16 protein-coding genes are annotated in these 21170 nt (G+C 50.7%); 10 read left to right on the top strand and 6 right to left on the bottom strand.

Going from position 1 to position 21170, the window contains the following annotated elements:
- Window positions 1-60 precede the first annotated feature (60 nt).
- The gene (locus UNDKW_RS14865) at window positions 61-579 is read left to right on the top strand and encodes a hypothetical protein (RefSeq protein ID WP_162059325.1); all 519 of its coding nucleotides are present in this window, start codon (window positions 61-63) and stop codon (window positions 577-579) included.
- A 521-nt stretch (window positions 580-1100) separates the two neighbouring features.
- On the opposite strand, the gene UNDKW_RS14860 is transcribed toward UNDKW_RS14865, so the two are convergent.
- Window positions 1101-2414 carry a diguanylate cyclase gene (locus UNDKW_RS14860; protein ID WP_162059324.1) on the bottom strand — a complete coding sequence of 438 codons (1314 nt, stop codon included), beginning with the start codon at window positions 2412-2414 and terminating at the stop codon, window positions 1101-1103.
- Between the two features lie 240 nt (window positions 2415-2654).
- Between UNDKW_RS14860 and UNDKW_RS14855 the strand changes: the two genes are divergently transcribed.
- Entirely contained in the window at window positions 2655-3236 is a 582-nt protein-coding gene (locus UNDKW_RS14855; RefSeq protein ID WP_162059323.1) for a DJ-1/PfpI family protein, read from the top strand.
- 84 nt (window positions 3237-3320) lie between these two features.
- Window positions 3321-3665, top strand: a complete 345-nt coding sequence (locus tag UNDKW_RS14850; protein ID WP_162059322.1) for a ribbon-helix-helix domain-containing protein — start codon at window positions 3321-3323, stop codon at window positions 3663-3665.
- A gap of 383 nt (window positions 3666-4048) precedes the next feature.
- Here the strand turns inward: UNDKW_RS14850 and cphA (UNDKW_RS14845) are convergent, their stop codons facing one another.
- Window positions 4049-6619: a cyanophycin synthetase gene (gene cphA, locus UNDKW_RS14845; protein ID WP_162059321.1), complete on the bottom strand. Its 2571-nt coding sequence runs from the start codon at window positions 6617-6619 to the stop codon at window positions 4049-4051.
- A 173-nt stretch (window positions 6620-6792) separates the two neighbouring features.
- Entirely contained in the window at window positions 6793-8970 is a 2178-nt protein-coding gene (cphA, locus tag UNDKW_RS14840; RefSeq protein WP_162059320.1) for a cyanophycin synthetase, read from the bottom strand.
- Window positions 8971-9367: 397 nt separating this feature from the next.
- Here cphA (UNDKW_RS14840) and UNDKW_RS14835 point away from each other — a divergent pair, with 397 nt between their 5' ends.
- Window positions 9368-11623, top strand: a complete 2256-nt coding sequence (locus UNDKW_RS14835; protein WP_162059319.1) for an ABC transporter ATP-binding protein — start codon at window positions 9368-9370, stop codon at window positions 11621-11623.
- Between the two features lie 3 nt (window positions 11624-11626).
- Window positions 11627-12097 (top strand): DUF1854 domain-containing protein, encoded by a 471-nt coding sequence (locus tag UNDKW_RS14830; protein ID WP_162059318.1) that lies wholly within the window; start codon window positions 11627-11629, stop codon window positions 12095-12097.
- Between the two features lie 142 nt (window positions 12098-12239).
- Here UNDKW_RS14830 and UNDKW_RS14825 read toward each other — a convergent pair whose 3' ends face one another.
- A complete protein-coding gene (locus UNDKW_RS14825; protein ID WP_162059317.1) occupies window positions 12240-12752 on the bottom strand; it encodes a GNAT family N-acetyltransferase in 513 nt (170 codons plus the stop codon).
- Between the two features lie 299 nt (window positions 12753-13051).
- Between UNDKW_RS14825 and UNDKW_RS30970 the strand changes: the two genes are divergently transcribed.
- Window positions 13052-14932 carry a methyl-accepting chemotaxis protein gene (locus tag UNDKW_RS30970; protein WP_162059316.1) on the top strand — a complete coding sequence of 627 codons (1881 nt, stop codon included), beginning with the start codon at window positions 13052-13054 and terminating at the stop codon, window positions 14930-14932.
- A gap of 40 nt (window positions 14933-14972) precedes the next feature.
- Here UNDKW_RS30970 and xth read toward each other — a convergent pair whose 3' ends face one another.
- Window positions 14973-15737, bottom strand: coding sequence for an exodeoxyribonuclease III (xth, locus tag UNDKW_RS14815; protein ID WP_162059315.1), 765 nt, complete (start codon window positions 15735-15737; stop codon window positions 14973-14975).
- Between the two features lie 257 nt (window positions 15738-15994).
- On the opposite strand from xth, the gene UNDKW_RS14810 reads away from it, so the two are divergent.
- Window positions 15995-16855, top strand: a complete 861-nt coding sequence (locus UNDKW_RS14810; protein ID WP_162059314.1) for a transporter substrate-binding domain-containing protein — start codon at window positions 15995-15997, stop codon at window positions 16853-16855.
- A gap of 75 nt (window positions 16856-16930) precedes the next feature.
- Here the strand turns inward: UNDKW_RS14810 and UNDKW_RS14805 are convergent, their stop codons facing one another.
- Window positions 16931-18439: a leucyl aminopeptidase gene (locus UNDKW_RS14805; RefSeq protein WP_162059313.1), complete on the bottom strand. Its 1509-nt coding sequence runs from the start codon at window positions 18437-18439 to the stop codon at window positions 16931-16933.
- Window positions 18440-18489: 50 nt separating this feature from the next.
- Here UNDKW_RS14805 and lptF point away from each other — a divergent pair, with 50 nt between their 5' ends.
- From lptF to UNDKW_RS14790, 3 genes are read left to right on the top strand one after another with little or no spacing between them, the layout of a single operon-like run.
- Window positions 18490-19623 carry an LPS export ABC transporter permease LptF gene (gene lptF, locus UNDKW_RS14800; RefSeq protein WP_162041765.1) on the top strand — a complete coding sequence of 378 codons (1134 nt, stop codon included), beginning with the start codon at window positions 18490-18492 and terminating at the stop codon, window positions 19621-19623.
- Complete coding sequence (gene lptG, locus UNDKW_RS14795) at window positions 19620-20753, top strand: LPS export ABC transporter permease LptG (RefSeq protein WP_162041764.1); 1134 nt, start codon at window positions 19620-19622, stop codon at window positions 20751-20753. Before lptF ends, lptG begins: the two co-directional genes overlap by 4 nt.
- Window positions 20753-21124: a sirohydrochlorin chelatase gene (locus tag UNDKW_RS14790; RefSeq protein ID WP_162059312.1), complete on the top strand. Its 372-nt coding sequence runs from the start codon at window positions 20753-20755 to the stop codon at window positions 21122-21124. Before lptG ends, UNDKW_RS14790 begins: the two co-directional genes overlap by 1 nt.
- The last annotated feature ends 46 nt before the right edge of the window (window positions 21125-21170 follow it).

Raw genomic sequence — 21170 nt, 5'->3', positions numbered from 1 at the left:
GGCGAAACGTAGAGGTAGCTGTAGCCAATTTAAATCGTTGCATCAAATAGAGGCGCAGGCATGAGTGTTAGTTTTTCAGAGTTGATGTGGTGGATCTTGTTTCCTGTAATTACTTCACTCGTTTTGTTTATTCGAATGATTGTAGAAGGAAGAGGTGGCAAAGCTTTTTTCTCGTTATTGATTATTTCATTTATATTTTATGTGGTCAGTGCTAGTTTTCAAGATGGTAGGGGTGTTTTTCTGTGTTTGCTGTTTGGGCCATGGTTAGTTTGTATTACTATGTTTCTCGCCTATTTATTTAAAAAAAAGAAAAAGCCAGATATTGTTTTAGAAGGCGAGAGTCATCCAAATCATTACTACACAAGGCGTGTTTCCGATCCATGTCTGTTCTATGGTAAAGATGGCAGGCTGCTTACATATGAAGATTCTTTGGATCACCTGTCTTTGTTTGATATAAATGATTGCAATGAATTCTTAAGTTCAATTGGTTATCCGCTTGCAAAAAAAGGTGAGTCACTTGACCAATCCAGGCAGCGCTGCATTGATGCTTATAAAAAAGAGTACATAAAATACTCGTAAACTGACTTTTGATACTATTTACCTATGCTGAAACAGCGTGAATTCCGGCCTGTACTTCCTTGGAGAAAGCCAGTCGTGCGCATGGGCAGGATAGAATTAAAGCACCAATTGACAAGAGTATTGATACTTGAGTACAGGAACACAATAAAGAAACCCTTTCCTCATTGGGGATGGGAAAAGCCAGTAATAATGCACCAGTTGCGCAGGAGGCGATTGCGTCTCGCGAGACAGTATGTTTTTGCTGTATGAACCTGGAAGAGCGCTGGTTTTTAAAAAAGATTTTCCACGTGGAAATGAGTGGCCAGGGACTGGAAAATTACTCTCGTTGCCTGCTTTTTTGTGAAACGTGAATGCGTGGGCTTATATTGTAGGTTGGGCTACGTTTTATCAGCCCAACACTCGGCGGTTAAATAAGGTATGCGTTTGTTGAGGCCCAGTGTTGGGCTGGTGAAGCGTAGCCCAACCTACGAGGTTAATCCAACCTACGACTCTGGTAATAAGCTTGATGGCTTTGAGTTGTATTATTTCCCAATAACACAAACCTGATTCCGCCCACCTTGCTTGGCTTGATACAGCATCGCATCCGCCTGCAAGAACATGGCATTCTCGGTATTCCAGGTTGGGAAGTCGGCGATGCCTCCGCTGAAGCTGAAGTTTTTATTTTCACCAGGTTTGACTTCGAAGACGATTTTGCCAAAGGCTTCGCGCATGGCGTCGAGTTTTTGTTTTCCTTGTGCTGGTGTGCAATCCCAGAAAACCACGACAAATTCTTCGCCACCAAAACGGCTCAGCAAATCCTGTTCACCGAGTTGTGCTGACAATACCAAGGAAAGGCGCTTGATGACGATGTCGCCAAAGTAATGGCCCCAGGTGTCATTGATGTTCTTGAACTTGTCGATGTCGATGATGCCGTAGGCCAGAGGTTTGTCTTCGCGACTGGCGCGGCGTATCCATTCCTGGGCCTTTTTCTGCAAACCGACCTTATTCAACAAGCCAGTGGCGCGGTCGCGGCTGATCAGGTCTTTGCTGGCGCGGATTTTATTGACGCGGTTCAGTAGCTGGCGTGTCAGTACATCAGCGTCGCTGGGTGTCAGGATTTCATCAAAACCGCTATCAAGTGCGCGCCTGGCCATGGCCGGGTCAGGGCGGCTTTGCAGCAGGATGATTTCGCGGCTGGGGTCAAATTCTATATTCTTTTTGAGTACGCGTACCAAGGCTTCTGTCTGCAAATACTGGGCCTCATCAATGAGCACGATATCTGGTTGAGCTTCCTTGACGCGCACATGCAAAGAACGTGCATCGGGATTGTGCAGCAGTTCTATATGGTTTTCTGCCAGCAGGGCAGTGTCGAGTGAAGATAGCTCGCCGCAAAGCACGATGGTATTAGTCTCACCGCGCTTTTGGCGGGCAAAGATATTGAACAGTTTGTCGACCAGCACCTCATTGGTGATGGGTTTTTCTGCGTAGGCCATGCAATTGCTATCGACCAGTTTTTGTTGCAGCAAGAAGCGCTCACCCTGGCGCACGGTCTGCAGGTAGATATAGTTTTGATCATCTGGCAGGCGCTGCAGCAAATCGCTAAGGAACATGGTCTGGCGGCGGGTGTGCTGCATGTCATCCTGCATGTTGTACAGCACATCAAGGTCTATCACGAACAGGTCATGACCTTCGGAAGTCTGTACAGCCTTCACAAAGTCACTCATCTGGTCAAAAAACAGGATATCGAAGTCGTACTTATGGGCACCGATCAACAATTCTTTCTTGTTATCGATGATGAAAAAGGTTTGCGTGAGCAGCAATACCCGATTTTTATACAGCGGTCCTGCTTCTGCCATGTTGTCTCCAGGCTATAAACGATACCCGCCCCGTATGATCGAATTCCAGAGCATGATTTGATTTTATACGAGTTCCTGTTACTGTTTGATTAATACGTCGCAAAATATCAATAAGAATGCGCAAAATATAGTTAATTTCCAGACGGAAATTTCTTGAGCCATGTAGTAACCAGTCATTACCTGCGATGCTGAAATTTGCTCAACAATGGGTCTCCTTCAAACCAATATTCAGGAGACATCATGGCAGCCAAAAAAATTCTTATGCTGGTCGGTGATTTTGTAGAAGATTATGAGGCGATGGTGCCTTTCCAAAGCCTGCTGGCTGTTGGACATGCAGTACACGCAGTTTGTCCTGACAAAAAGCCAGGTGACTATGTGGCTACCGCCATCCATGATTTTGAAGGCCAGCAGACTTATACCGAAAAACCAGGTCACCGATTCAGCATCACCCATGACTTCGCCAGCATCAAGGCGCAGGATTATGATGCCTTGTTGTTACCTGGTGGCCGCGCACCGGAATATCTGCGTCTGAACCCGCAAGTGATTGCTATCGTGCAACATTTCGCGCAAACAAAGAAGCCGATAGCAGCCGTTTGCCATGGTGCTCAGATTTTGGCAGCCGCCAAGGTGCTTGAGGGCGTCAAATGCTCAGCTTACCCTGCTTGCCAGCCAGAAGTTGAGGCAGCAGGTGGCCATTACGCAAATATTGCTGTTACCGATGCAGTAACGGACAATAATTTTGTCACGGCACCTGCATGGCCTGCACATCCAGCCTGGATAGGGCAGTTCCTGCAATTGTTGGGAACGGAAATCAAGTTATAGTCATGTCGTGGCTTGGCTTGCAAATCAGGCAAGTGCCGTATAATCGTCAGGAAATCTTTTTCTTGACGATATGCGGGAGGAAAAATGTGCGAGATTTTTATCAAAGCCGACCCTGGCCTGTATGAATCCAGGGCGCGTTCCCTGCGCCTGCATGGCGTGGTGACTTCCATCAGACTGGAAAATATATTCTGGAATGTGCTGGAAGAGATTGCCCAGCGCGATAGCATGAATACCAATCAACTCATCACCAAGCTGTATGATGAGTTGATTGCCTACCGCGGTCAAATCGACAATTTCTCATCCTTCCTGCGGGTTTGCTGTTTGCGCTATACCTCGCTGATGCTGGATGGCGAGATCACCACTGACAAACATCTGCCACTGGCAGGCTTGCACAATGTTAAACCTGAAACCAAGGGTTTCATGATTTGATGGGCAAGTGGGTCTGTGCTGCATGAGAGGCAAGTCCCAATAGTTGAAGTCGTCATTAGAACTCATTTCATAAATAGGATGAGTGCGAACAAGACGATTTGGGATGCAGTGCAAGGCGTGACGCGAAGCTAAGGCTGGTGCCTTAGCGAGGGGCACAACGCTGCAATGCGCCCAAATCGTCAGTTCCCGGTGGGTTTGCCTTATAACGTGCGCTGGACTGCGTTGGACTCGTTGTCAATAGGCAAAGCTATTGACTGCCTCGTCCGCCTTGCCAGTCCACGTTATGAGGCAAACGCATCTCACCCTATTTATGAAATGAGTTCTAGTTAAAAAGCCGGGCCAGTTGTAAACTGGTCCGGCTTTTTTGATGCATTCAGCGAGTTTTAGCCTGCTGCAACACGCTTGGCGATATGCGACAGTGCTTCTTCTACCTGATCAATCAGGATCAGGCACAGGTCGCCTGCTTCCAGTCTGTCCATGGCGAGATCAATCGCAATGAATTCACCATTGATTTCATCGATGCGTGAGGTTTTTGTTGCCTGCTTCAGGCCTTCACGCAAGAGGGCGACAACTTCGCCGTCCGCACGGCCACGCTGGCATTGGTCCTGGTACAGCACCACATCATCAAAGGATTCACCAAGAATTTCAGTCTGCTGGCGTATGTCCTGGTCACGGCGGTCACCGGCACCGCTGATGACGACAGAGCGGCGTTTGGCTGGCATGGTTTCTACTGCGCGTACCAGTGCCAATATCGCATCCGGGTTGTGGCCATAATCAGCAATCAGTGTCGCACCGCGGAAGTTGAAGACATTGAAGCGGCCAGGCGCATTGTCGGCTTCATTGGCAAAAGACAACAAACCTGCACGTATGCTGTCCCAGTCAATATTGATTGCCCAGGCTGCGGCGACGGATGCCATGACGTTCTCGACCTGGAAACCTATGCTGCCATTGCGGGTGATAGGGATATCAGCCAGCGGTACGCTATGGCGTGTCTTGCCTTCAGCAGCGATCAGATGGCCGTTTTCTATATATACCACGCGCTTGCCCTGAGCCCTGTGTGTTGCCATGACAGGATGCTGGTGATCAGCCGCGAAGAAGATGACGGCAGACGGGCAATTGCTGGCCATAGCCGCAACGATAGGGTCAGCCGCATTCAGTACTGCATAGCCGTTATCAGCAACGTTTTGTACGATGACGCGTTTCAATACGGCGAGATCTTCTACCGTGGTGATGTAATTCAAGCCAAGATGGTCACCAGAACCGATATTGGTGACGACTGCAACCTGGCAACGGTCATACGCCAGACCTTCACGCAAGACACCACCGCGTGCTGTCTCAAACACGGCTGCATCAACATCAGGGTGGGACAAGACATTGCGGGCACTGCGCGGGCCGCTGCAATCACCGCTATCGATCTGGCGGCCTGCAACATACACGCCATCCGTATTGGTCATGCCTGTACGCAGGCCGCTGGCTGTCAACAGATGGGCAATCAGGCGTACGGTCGTGGTTTTGCCATTCGTGCCTGTAACCGCAATGATAGGGATGCGGCCATCGTCATTGTCATCAAACATCGAGGCGATAATCGCTTCACCAACCTGGCGGCCTTTGCCAAAAGAAGGGGAGAGGTGCATACGCAAACCTGGCGCAGCATTGACTTCAACGATGCCGCCATTTTGTTGTTCTATCGGTTTCAAGACACTGTCACAGACCAGATCGACACCGCAAATATCGAGACCCACCATTTGTGCTGCAGCTACTGCGCGGGCGGCAACTTCAGGATGAACATCATCTGTCACATCGGTCGCTGCGCCACCGGTAGAGAGATTGGCATTATTGCGCAATACCACGCGCTGCCCTTTTGGTGGGATGGAGTCAGCCACAAAACCCTGCTTGGCCAGGCTGGCCAGAGCGATATCGTCAAAACGTATCTTGGTCAAAGAAGTGGAATGTCCACTGCCACGGCGCGGGTCTTTATTGACTTGTTCAACCAGTTCACGCACGCTTTGCTTGCCATCTCCCACCACTTGCGGCGGGTCACGGCGGGCAGCGGCAACCAGCTTGTTACCAACTACCAGCAGGCGGAAGTCATTGCCGGGCAAGAAGCGCTCGACCAGAATGTCATCTCGGAATTCGCTGGCGGCATGGAAACCTGCATCCAGTTGTTCACGCGTGGTGACATTGACAGTCACGCCTTTGCCCTGATTACCATCCTTGGGTTTGACTACCACGGGCAAGCCGATTTCAAGAGCTGCTGCCCAGGCATCATCCGGGTCGGATACTGAACGGCCCAAAGGCACAGGTACGCCAGCGGCATGCAAGAGTTTCTTGGTCAGTTCCTTGTCTTGTGCAATGGCTTCTGCAATGGCACTGGTGCCATCCATTTCTGCTGCCTGTATCTTGCGCTGGCGGCTACCCCAACCAAAAGCAACCAGACTGCCATCTGTCAAACGCCGGTAAGGGATATTGCGAGCTACGGCCGCATTCACGATAGAGCCTGTAGATGGCCCGAGGCGCACGTCTTCATCCAGATCGCGTAATTGTTCAAGCGCAGCTGACAGGTCAAAGGCCTGGTCTTTCAGTGCTGCATTAATGATTTGCTCTGCCAGTTCAATGGCCAGGCGGCCAACGGCTTCTTCTGAATATTCAGCGACGACCTGGAAAATGCCTGCCTCCAGGGTTTGCGTAGTGCGGCTGAAAGTGACTGGGCAACCGGCTTCTGCCTGCAGGCCAAGGGTCAGCAATTCAAACACATGGGCCATGGGGATGGCATCATCATGACCGGTGGGTTGCAAAATGCTGAGTTGCGGGAAAAGGGCGCGCAAACGGTCTTCAAATCCGTTCAGGCTGGCAATTGACATCTCTTCATTTGTGCAGGCAACAATCGCTTCTACGGCCGTATGGTGGCTCCAGAGATTGGGACCGCGCAGGGCACGGATGCGTGATACTTCCATAAAACTTAATCCTGTTGAAAAGGGCGTCAAACGAGGGTGTGCCGATATTTACAGCCTGAGCATGCAAGCACCAGAAATCACACCATCAGATAAATAGCAAATTCTAAGAGTAAACAATATATCTTGTATTTGTACGGATGCCAGATTTGACATCCGCACTATGCTTAAAGCAATCAGTAAGGAGCTTTCTTGCTTGAGTCAAAAGTCCTGAGACCAGCACCTATCAGTTCTGGGGTGATGTTCAAGGCCCATGCTGCTGCAACTGCTGCCAGTACACTTTCCGCCTGGGCGACTTTTGCAGGTTTCAAGGCGCTCAGGGGCAGCAGGGCGGTTTCAGTTTCGCCATCTGCCAGCACGATATTGTCATCACGCAAAAATACCACCCGCTCACCGAGAGCTCGATGATTGACTATCGCTTCCAGTGACGGGTCCTTGGCGTAAAAAATCACCTTGCCATCGCAGAGCTCGGCCAGGTCTGCCACGTCTGGGTCGGCAGCATTCAATACTGCAACGCCGTCAGGCAAAATCACATCAACCTGAGTACGCAAGACTTTGCGCATCTGGTCCGGGCTATCTATGTAATAGGCGCCCAGGCCGGCGTAGCCATCCAGATCGGTGACGACGCCAACTGCGCATTTGTCATAGGCCAGACCGTCGCTGAGCATGGCCTTGGCATTGGTTTCAAATACGGCAGCTTGCACTGAGCGGTTGATTAACAATCTCTGGCCAGCTTCCCAGTTGGCGCAATCGCCATCGGTAACCAGGCGTTTGTTCAGAAACAGGCCCTGGGCGCAAGCGACGCCGGTTTCCTTGCCGCTGATATTGATCAGTGCACCGATCAGGCGGGCAATCAGGCTGCAACCTTTGGTGCCGGCAACACCGACGATGCTGATGCGGCCACTTTCTTCAGGTGCAAACAAATGATTGATGATGGCTTTGCCGACAGGGCGGCCTTCACCATTGGCGGGTTTGATATGGGCCAGCAAGCCGGGGCTGGCATTGACTTCAATAATTGCCGCACCTTGTTCCGCCATGGGGCGGGAAATATCTTCTGCCACCAGATCGACCCCGGCGATATCCAGGCCGACAATGCGCGCGGCCAGTGTCGCTGCATAGGCAATATCGGGGTGGATTTTATCGGTGACATCAAGAGCGACGTTACCGTTAGGCTGTATCAATACTTTTTGTCCAGCGAGAGGGATGGAGTTGGCATCCATACCCTGACGTTTTAATTCGAGAATGATTTCTGCGCCTGCTGCCGGGTCCAGCGCATTCAGCGGGCAGTCTTCTGTTGTGCCACGGCGTGGGTCAGTATTGATCTGGTCATCGACCAGTTCAGTAATATTCGATTTGCCATTGCCCGTGACCCACAGCGACTCACCTTTGCCGACTGCAACGACCTCGTTGCCAACTACCAGCACACGGTGCTCGTCACCAGTGACAAAACGCTCAACGATGACGCTCTTGCTATCACCCTTGCGTGCAGCCAGCTCATAAGCAGCAATCACATCTTCCTTGCTCATCAGGTTCAGTGAAACACCGCGGCCATGGTTGCCGTCATAGGGTTTGATGACGACGGGTAGGCCGATGTCCTGCGCTTCTTCCCAGGCTTCTTCAGCACTGCGCACGAGAGAACCCTCTGGGACAGGCACGCCACAGGATTGCAGCAGGGTTTTGGTCAGGTCCTTGTCGCTGGCGATACTTTCGGCAATGGCACTGGTGCGGTCAGTTTCTGCTGTCCAGATACGGCGCTGTGCAGCACCATGGCCGAGTTGCACCAGATTGCCATCTGTCAGGCGTATTGATGGGATGCGGCGTTCAGTGGCTGCATCAACGATGCTGGCCGTACTTGGGCCCAGGCAACGGTCATCCACCAGTTCGCGCAATTCTGTCACTCTGGTTTGCAGGTCAAAAGGCTGATCTTCAATCGCCGCCATCAACAAATCACGGCCAATTTGCAGCGCTGCCCGGCCTACCTGCTCTTCACGGGTACGGAAGGCCATTTTATACACGCCGACTACATTGGTAGAGCGGGTTTGGCCAAAGCCGGTGCGCATGCCCGCCAGGTTTTGCAGTTCAAGTACAACATGTTCAAGGATATGACCAGACCAGGTGCCCTCACGCAGGCGCTCCAGAAATCCGCCACGCTCACCGACACCACAGCGATGCTCTATGATGCCAGGCAACCAGGTCGTCAGGCGTTCATACAGGCCGGGGATTTTATTCGATGGAAATTCTTCCAGCTCACCGATATCCAGCACTGCTTCAATGACAGGGCGGTAAGTCCAGATATTCGGGCCACGCAAGTGCGTTGCGCTGAGAATGCGGATGTCTTTCTTGTTTGTTGTCATGTATGTAAACTTTTATAAGCCGGGTTTATGCAGACCAGGTCTTGTCATTTTTAGAGCGTTTCTTCGTTTTCCCTGAATGCACCATGTCCTGGGCTGGCTAGGCTAAGTGAGATTTCCTGGTGTCTTGAAAATCTTGCTATAGCTGCAATTTTACTTCGCATATCCTGTTGAAAGCGGCTTGTAAAGGCACGCTTGCTGATATACTTGCGCGCCAGCGCAAAAGCAGTTCATCCTCTTGATCAGATTTATCTGATTATTTTTCTTCCGATAGAATACCGTAAATTGCTGCTTCCGTGACATGGCTTATGCCTGAAACGGAAAGCAAGTGATCTCTTTTACTAAAATTAATGTCCTGATTTGATTCGGGACCAGCTCTTGAGCCGGAGTTCGTTTCACGATGACCACAACACAATTCAGTCCCGAGCAGCCAGTTGCATCAATTCCAGTATCCTGGCAGGCTGATCTGAACAGTCAGATCGCCAGAGGCGAGAACGTTTTAACTGCCCTGGAGGTTGACCTCGACAACAAACTTCGCTTCCGCAAGGGCTTGCTGGTAGTTACAGACCAGCGCTTGCTGGTCAGGTCCCCAGGCGAAACAGACTGGAAAGCATGGCAATTTTGCCAGGGTTTGCAATTAAGTCATCATGATCATGCCGGTGTTGGCCACCTGGAACTCGTCGATGAACAGGGCTTGCAAGGGAGCTGGCGTTTTACACTCGGTCAGAATCTGCATGCGATACGCCTGCTGGACCAGTTCAAGGAGCAATTGCAAAGTCACATTACTGGCAAGCCGGTTGTGCGGGCAGAGCAAAATATCTGCCCCAGCTGTAAAGCTGTACTGGAACCGGACCAGGAAGAATGCCCTGTCTGCACCAAGGTCATCTATACACCGCCATCGACATGGACGCTGTTGCGGCTGTGGCGCTTTGCCCATCCTTACCGCCTGCAACTGTTCATAGGCTTCACGCTGATGTTGCTGGGTACGGCTGCGCACATGATCCCGCGTTACCTGACCAAGCCGTTGACGGATGAGGTCTTGATTCCGTATCAAAACGGTGCGCATGTTGATCCCAAACTGGTGGTGTTTTATATCGGCGGTCTGCTTGGCTCAGCCGTGATTGCGTGGCTGCTAAGCTGGGGCAAGACGTATATCCTGGCGCTGGTGTCAGAACGCATAGGCGCAGATTTGCGTACTGCTACCTATGAGCATTTGCTGAAATTGTCTCTCGAATATTTTGGCGGCAAACGTACCGGTGACCTGATGTCACGCATAGGTAGCGAAAGTGACCGTATTTGCGTTTATCTTTCACTGCACTTGCTGGATTTTGCGACGGACGTGTTGATGTTCATCATGACAGCCGGTTTCCTGTTGCAGATCAATACCAAGCTGGCCCTGGTGACCTTGTTGCCATTGCCATTCATTGCCTGGATGATCCATCTGGTGCGTGACAAATTGCGTACGGGTTTTGAAAAGATAGACAGGGTATGGGGTGAGGTCACCAATGTCCTGGCTGATACTATTCCAGGCATACGTGTGGTCAAAGCCTTTGCGCAGGAAAAGCGTGAGGCTGCCCGCTTCCGTGAAGCCAACAAGCATAATCTGGCGGTTAACGACAAGCTCAACAAGGTCTGGTCTCTGTTTTCACCAACGGTATCATTCCTGACAGATCTCGGTATTCTGGTGGTCTGGGGCTTTGGTATCTGGCAGATTTCAAAAGGCGATATCACCGTCGGCTCTCTGGTTGCCGCTGTGGCTTTCATCAGTAATTTCTATGGCCGTATTGATTCCATGAGCCGCATCGTGTCCGTGACGCAGAAGTCTGCCTCGGCTGCCAAGCGTATTTTTGACATTCTTGACCATGTATCGAGTGTGCCTGATCCGCAAAATCCGGTAAAAGTAAAAGAAATCAAAGGCCAGATAGAATTGCGTGAAGTTGGTTTCCGTTATGGTAACCGCGCTGTCAATCGCGGTATCAATCTCAGTATCAAGCCAGGTGAAATGATAGGTCTGGTCGGCCACAGCGGTTCTGGCAAGAGCACCCTGGTGAACCTGATTTGCCGCTTCTATGACGTGTCTGAAGGGGCGATTTTGCTCGATGGTGTTGATATACGCTCTTTCGCCGTATCTGATTACCGCAGCAATATCGGCCTGGTCTTGCAGGAGCCTTTCCTGTTTTTTGGCACGATTGCCGAGAATATCGCCTATGGCAAACCAGATGCCACCAGGGATGAAATCATCGCCGCAGCCCGTGCTGCCCATGCGCATGAGTTCATCTTACGTCTGCCGCAGGGTTATGACTCCATGGTCGGTGAGCGAGGTCAGGGCTTGTCGGGCGGTGAGCGCCAGCGTATTTCGATTGCTCGCGCCTTGCTGATAGATCCTCGTATCCTGATCATGGATGAAGCGACTTCTTCTGTCGATTCGCAAACAGAAAAAGAAATCCAGAAAGCCCTTGATAACCTGGTGCAAGGTCGTACCACGATCGCGATTGCGCATAGATTGTCTACCTTGCACAAGGCAGATCGTCTGGTTGTCCTCGACAGGGGACAGGTAGTCGAAGTGGGCAGCCATGATGAACTGATGGCTAAAGAAGGTGCTTACTATAATCTCTATCAGGCGCAAGCCCGTAATGCTGAATTGGTCGAGGAGTAAAACATGACAACAACAAAATTTACCCTGACCCGCAATTCTTTCGGCAAACTGATACTCAGTAATGACGATGGCGAAGTCTTCGAAGGCGTCAGCCCGGTGCGGGCATTTCCTATCCAGTCACCATTGACGGGTATATCCCTGGTCTTGACAGACGGGCGCGAAGTGGCATGGATAGACCAGCTCGATGATCTGCCAGCGGATGCGCGTGAACTGGTACTGGAAGAGCTCGAAGGGCGCGAATTCATGCCCGAGATCAGCAGCATCATCAGCGTTACCAGCTTTGCCCTGCCATGCACCTGGAAGGTCGCAACCGACAGGGGAGAAACTGATTTCGTGCTCAAGGGCGATGAAGACATACGCCGCATTGGCAAGACATCTTTATTGATTACCGATAATCACGGCATACAATTCCTGATACGTGACATGTATGAGATAGACAAGCACAGCCGCAAGATACTTGACCGCTTCTTGTGAGGCGGACTTGCACAAAACCGCCCCAGCTGCGTTGCAGCTCCCGCGTTTAGCAAATTCGGTACCAGAGTACTGTCTTCGTCGCTGGCGCATTGCTGGGACAATTTTGTGCAAGTCCTATTTAAAAAAAGCCAATATATCCGATTTAAAACTCATAGCCATATAAATTGGTATCTCTGCTTTCACCTGCCAACACCACCACAGCTTCCAACTGAAAACCCAAATCTTGCAATAATTGATTGGAGCGGCCATTGTCAGGTGAAGTAATGCCGGCCAGTTTGCTTATACGCAGATGCGTATGCGCGTAATGCAGGGTTGCCCTGGCGGCTTCCCTGGCAAAGCCTTGTCCTGTAAATTGCGGTAACAGGGCATAGCCTATATCCACATTCTTCAAGGTTTCCCGCTTGACCAGGCCACAAAGGCCGATTGCCTGCCCGTCTTCCTTGCGTTCCATCACATACAGGCTAAAACCTATCTTGTCCTGGTTGGCCATCGGGCCATTGATGATATCTGTCCTTGCTTCTTCCAGCGTGCGTATGCCCTTGTCACGTATGTTGGTGATAAAGGCAGGATCATTCACCAGTGTCAGATAAAACGCGGCATCATCTGTTGTGATAGTGCGCAGATTGAGTCTTTCTGTCGTGATGATGATAGTCATTGTTGACTCCAGGGAAATGCACAGTGTAAAGCGGCAGCTTTAAAAAGCCTAGTCGCATTTCCTTGTCTGTGAGCAAGAATTGAATCAAGTTGATTTAAGCCGGATTGATGTTGCAAACCGACAGACTTGTGAACTTGTTTTACAAAGTGGTAAATAGGGAAAAATTTTTCTCATATTGCGTAATCTGCGGCGTAATATTGTTGTAAGGCATTAAGCTTTTCTATATGCGTGCTCGCGCGCATCTGGATTTGCTTGAGCAAAGTCTTGTTACTTATTTATATCCGTACTCAGGGGAAGCTATGAAATCACTCAAGGCCAGACTCATTGTTGTTATAGGATTATTGCTCGCAATTTGTACCATAGTCCTGACTATAGGCAGCTATCTGAGGATGAAGTCGCAGATAGAGAATGACCTGAACAATGAAATGCGTGGTGTTGCAGCAGGTTATAACGCGGTATTGAGTAACTGGATACAAACCAATTTGTCCATGATGGACAGTTTGTCGCAAGGCCTGGGTAACGGCGCTGATCTGCAGGCCAGCCTGACAATGATGCGGGGTGGCGGCAGTTTTCTCAGCGTTTATCAAGGCCAGCCTGACAAGCAATTCACCAATATCCCGCCTGACCCACCACCTGCAGGTTTCGACCCTACTGTGCGCCCCTGGTATAAAGCTGCGATGGAAGCCAAAAAGCCCATCGTCACTTCTCCCTATATGGGCGTTGCGCCACCTGGCCTGATGATCACTTTTGCTGCACCTGTCAAAGGCGGTGAGGGCGGTGTGGTGGGTGCTGATGTGTTCCTGACCAAGATCGTCGATCAGATTTTGACCATCAAACTGGCTGGCGGCGGCTATGCCTTCTTGCTGGACAAGAGCGGTCAGGTGCTGGCCCATGCAGATCAGGCCAGGGTCATGAAAATGGCAAAGGAAATTACCCCTGATCTGGCACTCGATAATCTGGCGAACCTGTCCAAACAAAAAGACCCGATACTCACCGAGATAGGCGGCAAGCAGCATTTCATGCTCTTGCAGCAAATTACCGGTTCTGATATTTACCTGGCGCTGGTCATCGACAAGAAAAAAGCGCTGGAAGCCTTGGATCAGTTGCTGATACTCTCCGCCGTTGTCCTGCTGGTTTTGCTGGGTGTGATCATGCCTTTGACCACCTTGCTGGTGGGCCGCATGCTGGCTGGCTTACAAAGGGTGCGCGATGCGATGTCAGACATCGCCGCTGGTGGCGGTGATCTGAGCCGTAAGATAGATGTCGAGGGCGATGATGAAGTGGCCCAGACTGCATCGGCCTTCAATCGCTTCCTGGAGCAATTGCGCGTCATGGTTGTCGATGTACGCAAGGCGACCGATTCCATTACTGTGGGTGCGACAGAAATTGCCACTGGCAATATGGATTTGTCTGGCAGGACCGAGCAACAGGCTTCATCCCTCGAAGAAACCGCCGCAAGCATGGAAGAACTGACCGAGGCCGTACGCAATAATGCTGACAATGCCCGCGAAGCCAACAAGATGGCCGTGAACGCATCTGATGTCGCAACTCAGGGCGGTGAAGTGGTAGGCAAGGTGGTCACAACCATGCAAGGTATCAGTGATAGCTCACGCAAGATTGTCGATATCATCAGCGTCATCGAAGGTATCGCCTTCCAGACCAATATCCTCGCTTTAAATGCGGCGGTGGAAGCGGCCAGGGCAGGTGAGCAGGGACGTGGCTTTGCGGTGGTTGCCAGTGAGGTGCGCACCCTGGCACAACGCAGTGCTGCAGCGGCGCAAGAGATCAAGAACCTGATTGAAGATTCGGTCAATAAAGTCAGCGAAGGCTCAGAGCTTGTCGATAAAGCTGGTGAAGCCATGAACCGCATCGTCTCTGCGGTTGATCAGGTTGCTGCCATCATCAATGAAATTACCACCGCCTCGGTAGAGCAAAGCGATGGCATTCAGCAGGTCAATGTGGCGCTGGCGCACATGGATGAAGCAACCCAGCAAAACGCTGCCTTGGTAGAAGAAGCTGCTGCGGCGGCAGGATCACTGGAAGAGCAGGCCAACTTGCTGAAAACTGCAATGTCGGCCTTCCGTATGGAAGATTCAGCTTCTGGCCCACGTATAGCACCTGCTAAATCAAGCTGGGCGAAGAATAAGGCTTCTGCACCCAGTCTGGGATATGACGATTAAACTTGTTGACGAAAAATTTGTTGAATTTGTTGACTAAAGCTCAAGCCAGGGTAGCAATCACCGGTGCATGATCCGATGGTTGCTCCCACTTGCGTGGTACGCGGTCAATAACGCAGGAGGTGCACTGCTTAGCCAATTCTGCGGATAGCAGGATGTGGTCTATGCGTACACCTTTATTCAGACGGAAACCGAGAGCACGATAATCCCACCAGCTAAAGGATTTTTCTGCCTGCTCAAACTGGCGGAAGCTGTCACTCAGCCCCAGGCTCATTAGGCTTGTTAGCGCCGCCCTTTCTTCTGGTGATACCAGGTTCATGCCCACCCAGGCGGCCGGATCATGCACATCCCGGTCTTCAGGGGCGATGTTGTAATCTCCCAGGACAGCAAGTTTTGGATGGCGTGTCATTTCTTCCCTGACCCAGTTTTCCAGTGCCGCAAACCATTTCAACTTGTACTGGAATTTGTCTGACTCGGGTGACTGGCCATTCGGCACATAGGCACAGATAACGCGTATGCCTTCTATGGTGGCGGCAATGATGCGTTGCTGTTCATCTTCAAATTGCGGATTATTCTTTTGTATATCCGTCATAGCGTGTTTCGATAAAATCGCCACGCCGTTATAGGTTTTCTGGCCAGTAAAAGCGACGTGATAACCTGCCGCTTCTATCTCTGCCTGAGGGAACTTGTCGTCGGTGAGCTTGGTTTCCTGTATACACAGCACATCGACAGGATTAGTTTCCAGCCATTGCAAGACTTGTGGCAGCCTGACTTTCAGGGAGTTTACGTTCCAGGTGACTAATTTCATGGGGGCTTTTACTTATTCTAGTTTGAGGTGTCATTCAATTTGCCGGGAAGCGGATCTGAGGGATTGAACGAGTTTATACGTATAGTATTTTATACGATGTTGTGAGTTTGGAATTCACGGGATATTTGCTGCCATGCAAACCAGCTTACCAGAGGGTGATAAGACTTTTTAATTTTTGACTTTTTAATCAGGCACGTAACTTATTTCATCATGGAAAGAGACTAAAATGCAGCAACAAGCTTTCTTTTAGACACGCTATGCGCAAGTGCTCAGTAATCCTGTTTATCGCCACGTTGATCTTTGGCTCCCAGTCTGTCTATGCAGATATCACCGTCATACGTTACCCGGGTCCGGCGGCCAAGACAGATAGTCATTTTGAATATATCCACGAATTACTGGCCGAGGCCCTGACTTCATCCGCCAATAAATACCAGCTATTGCCGAGCAAGGCGACCATGCAACAAGGGCGTGCTGTGCATGAGATGAAATATGGTACGGGTGAAGTTGATCTTTTGTGGAGCATGTCCACGGATGAAAGAGAAAAAGTGCTGATCGCCATTAAAATCCCGATAGACAAAGGTTTGCTGGGTTGGCGCATACCTTTTGTCATCAGTGAAAACCGTCAGATGTTCAAGACTATCAGAACTTTGCGGGATATGGAGAATTACTCCGCAGGGCAAGAACAGGATTGGCCAGACGTCAAAATCCTGGAGCATAATGGCCTCAAGGTGAATACAGCTAATTCTTATGAAGCTTTGTTCAGCATGCTGGAAGCCGGGCGCTTTGATTACTTTCCCAGGTCTATCATGGAAATCTGGAAAGAACAGGAATTGCATGCCGGTAAAAATCTTGTCATCAGCCAGGACATCGCCCTGCATTATCCTGCTGCCTACTACTTCTTTGTCACTCCCAGCAAGCGCCGGTTTGCCGAAGACCTGAACAATGGGCTGGAAAATATGGTGCGTAATGGTCAGTTCGAGAAAATTTTTCTCAAATATCACCAGGGCGCCATACAACGAGCCGCCCTGAAACAAAGAACGGTGCTGGAATTGCAAAACCCTTTTCTCAATCCTGCAAACATGCCTCTCAGCCGCTCTGAGCTTTGGTTCCAGCCCTGATGACAGCAAAAATAAAGCCGGGGTCTGAATAGATCAGACCCCGGCTTTTTCATTTCATCTCAACACGGACAGGTATCAGCCTGCGCGATTGATCAGGAATGTCGTCAACAAAGGCACTGGACGGCCAGTAGAGCCCTTGGCTGCACCAGATTTCCAGGCTGTGCCGGCGATATCCAGATGAGCCCAGGTGTATTTCTTGGTGTAACGCTCAAGGAAGCAGGCTGCCGTAATACTGCCGCCAGCCGGGCCGCCAATATTTGCCATGTCAGCAAAATTGGATTTCAGTTGCTCGTTATACGCTTCTTCGATAGGCATGCGCCATGCTGTATCACCAGTTTGCTTGCCTGCTGCCAGCAATTCTGCTGCCAGTTGGTCATGCGCTTCATCGTGACGGGTGAACAGGCCAGAGTTGTGGTGACCCAGGGAAGTCACGCAAGCACCTGTCAAAGTTGCGACGTCAACCACGGCTGCTGGTTTGAAACGTTCTGCGTAAGTCAGGGCGTCACAAAGGATCAGGCGGCCTTCGGCATCCGTATTCAGGATTTCGATAGTCTGACCAGACATGGACGTGACGATGTCACCAGGACGTGTTGCGCTGCCAGAAGGCATGTTTTCGCAAGTAGGGATGACGGCAATGACGTTCAGCTTCAGCTTCATTTCACCGATGGCGCGCATGGTGCCCAGTACAGAAGCTGCACCGCCCATGTCGTATTTCATCTCATCCATGCCAGCACCAGCTTTCAGCGAGATGCCGCCGGAGTCAAAGGTAATGCCTTTGCCGACCAGAACAACAGGCGCATCCTTGACTTTACCGCCATTGTGCTTGAGCACGATGAACTTCGGTGGCTCTACCGTACCATTGGTGACAGACAGGAAACTATCCATTTTGAGGGCTTGTATCTGTTTGCGGTCCAGCACTTCAGCGACCATTTTGTAGTCGGTAGCCAGTTTCTTTGCGGTATTGGCCAGGTGTGTTGGTGTGCAGATATTTGGTGGCAGGTTGCCCAGTTCTTTGGTTAAATCCATGCCATTGGCCAGGGCTACGCTCTGTACCAGTGCATTTTTGGCAGCAGTTGCGTCTGCAGCATCAACAGCGATGGCAACCTTCTTGACGCCAGCGGTTGAGGTGTCTTTTTTGCTTTTCAGGCCATCAGCACGGAAAATGCTTTCACGGAAAGCCAGTACCGTAGCGCGAACAGACCAGCCCAGGTCACGGTCTTTGACCGCAGGCAGGGCGATCACTGCATCATTGGCACCCAGACCAGCGAGGGTGCGGGCAGCAGCCTGTACCGCCTGGCTGTAGGCTTTTTCGCCAACAGTCGCTGCTTCTTCACCCAAACCTACCAGCAATACGCGCTCTGCAGCGACATCAGCCAGTTTGCGCAACAGCAGGGATGTACCCGCTTTGCCTGTGATATCGCCAGATTTCAGGGCGGCGGCGATGTCGCCGGACTTGTCCAGACCTGCTGCAGCGGCAGAAAGTTTCTTGTTTTCATAGACGCCAACGACGATACAGCCTGTCTTAATTGCTTTATGGGCAGTCGAGGCACTTTTTGCGTCGATTGTTTTTATGCTAAAGTCCACGTATTACTCCTCTTTGTAAGTCTCGTAAAACAGACATTATAATCCTACTCATGATTTTTCAGCGCGCGCTTCGACGTGAATTAAACAGTGCCGCCGGCGCAGTCTTCACAACTCTGTTCACCATCACGATATCCGTGATGCTTATTAACATCCTTGGAAAAGCCGCAGGAGGCAAGGTTGCGTCTGCTGACGTGGTTGCCCTGATCGGGTTTACCGCATTGATGAACATGCATATCTTGCTGCTGCTGACGGGCTTTATCTCGGTCTTGCTGGTGGTGACCCGCAGTTACCAGGATTCTGAAATGGTGGTCTGGTTTGCCTCTGGCCTGAGCCTGACCCAATGGATAAAGCCGGTTTTGCGCTTTGGTGGCCCACTGGTCATTCTGACTGGCTTGCTGAGTTTTATTGTCACCCCCTGGGCCAATCAACAAAATGTGGAGTTCCGTGAGCGGTTTGAAAAACGCTCTGATATTGCCAAGGTGGCACCGGGCAAGTTTCAGGAATCTGCATCATCCGACCGCATTTTCTTTGTCGAAGAAGTGGCAGGCGATCTCAGTAAAGTACAAAACATTTTCATCAATACCTATAAAGATGGCCGCTCCAGCATCGTCGTTGCCAAAGAGGGCATGGTAGAAATCGACAAAGCTGGCGACAAGTTCCTGGTCATGAGCAAAGGGCGGCGCTACGATGGCTTGCCAACTGCGCCTGATTTCCAGATGATGCAGTTCGAAAAATATGGCGTGCTGATATCCAGCCAGAATGCCAGTATCGCCGGAGACAAATCTGCCAAATCCATGCCTTTGACAGCTTTGGTGGAAAATCTGGACAGTACCAAGTTCGGCGAGCTGTTGTGGCGTATATCTTTGCCTTTGATGTGCGCGGTGCTGTTGCTGCTGGCTATCCCTCTGGGCTATGTTAATCCGCGTGTCGGGCGCTCTGCCAATCTGATCGTTGCGCTGCTGCTGGTAGTGATCTACCTGTCAGTCACGAATATCCTGCAGGCGCTGGTGGTACAGGAGCGTAGCAGTTTCGGCATGGCCTGGTGGCCACATCACTTGTTTGTGGCTGTCCTGACTCTCTGCATGTTTTTATGGCGTTTAAAAGTGAATAGCCGCTGGCACCCTTTAATGTTGTGGGTACGTTTTAAATCAGGTTTGCGCGGTAAGGAAAAGTGCCCAGCATGAAAATTTTACAAAGATATTTTGGCGTTGAGATATTACGCTCAGTCCTGTTCGTCATGCTGGCTTTGCTGGCCTTGTTTTCCTTCTTCGACCTGGTCAACGAATTACAGTCTTCGGTGAACCGGGGCGGCTATCAGCTCAAGCATGCAGTGATTTATGTGTTACTAGGCTGGCCTGGCCGTATCTATGAATTCATGCCTATTGCGGTGTTGATCGGTACGATTTATGTACTGGCGCAATTTGCTTCCAATTCTGAATTCACCATCATGCGTGCATCCAGCATGTCCACCATGATGGCGGGTAGTATCCTGCTCAAGATAGGCATGATCTTCGTTTTGCTGACCTTCTTGTTTGGCGAAGTCATTTCGCCGGTTTCCAGCAAGTTTGCCGAGAAAATGAAACTCAGCGCTATCGGTGAATCACTGGAGCAGGAATTCCGCACAGGCTTGTGGACGAAGGACCTGGTGCGGGAAAATGGTTTGACTGGCGACATCATCGGTTCCCGTTTTTTGAATGTCAAAGAAATCCTGCCCAACCGCCATTTGAAGAGCGTCAAGATATTCGAGTTTGATAAAAACTTCCACCTGTCGCGTGAAATGACAGCGACGGATGCTGAATACATGGGCAAGAACATCTGGCGACTTTCCGATGTGATAGAAACTTCTTTCCCCAAAACCCTGACCAGTGAAGATATTGCCGCTGTCAAGAGCGAGAAGCTGGCAAGCCGCGACGTCGTATCAGAAGTCACACCAGATATCTTGTCAGTACTGTTTGCTGATCCTGACCGCATGTCGGCAACCGATCTGGCCGCGTTCACCAAGCATCTGGCAGATAATAAGCAGGATGGTGAGCGCTATGAAATCGCCTTCTGGAAAAAAATCACTTATCCATTTGCAGCGCTGGTCATGATGGCGCTGGCGCTACCGTTTGCTTACCTGCATGTGCGTAGCGGTGGTGTCAGTCTGAAGATTTTCAGCGGCATCATGATAGGTATGACTTTTTACCTCATCAATGCCTTGTTCTCGCATGTGGGATTGCTCAATACCTGGCCTGCGCTGGTGACTGCGGTGGTACCGAGTATCCTGTTCCTTATTATTGCCTCATTGGGCCTACGCTATGTTGAAAGAAACTGATGGCAAATAAATCAGCCCTGATCCTGTTTGCCCACGGCGCCCGCGACCCGCGCTGGGCTGCGCCTTTCCAGCGTCTGCAAACGATGACGCAAGCCAGTTTGCCGGATGTCACCGTAGCTCTGGCATTCCTCGAATTCATGACGCCGTCATTGCCAGAGCTGGCGGCGCAACTGGTCGCAGACGGATGTGCAAGTATCACTTTGGCCCCCGTGTTTTTGGGGCAGGGTGGTCATGTCCTGCGGGATTTGCCAGTACTCGCTGAGACAATACGTGCAAGCCATCCTGGTTTGCAATTCAAGATAGTAAATGCTGTTGGCGAAGATGAAACGGTTCTGCAGGCGATACGTGATTATTGCCTCAATGTGCTATAAAGGCTGTTGCTATTCCTGGTAAATGAGTGCAAGGTTATTGTTCATC

This window comes from Undibacterium sp. KW1, assembly GCF_009937955.1.
Lineage (GTDB): Bacteria > Pseudomonadota > Gammaproteobacteria > Burkholderiales > Burkholderiaceae_D > Undibacterium.
The sequence above is the reverse complement of the archived record's forward strand: the minus strand, read 5'-3'. Positions and strand labels throughout refer to the sequence as shown.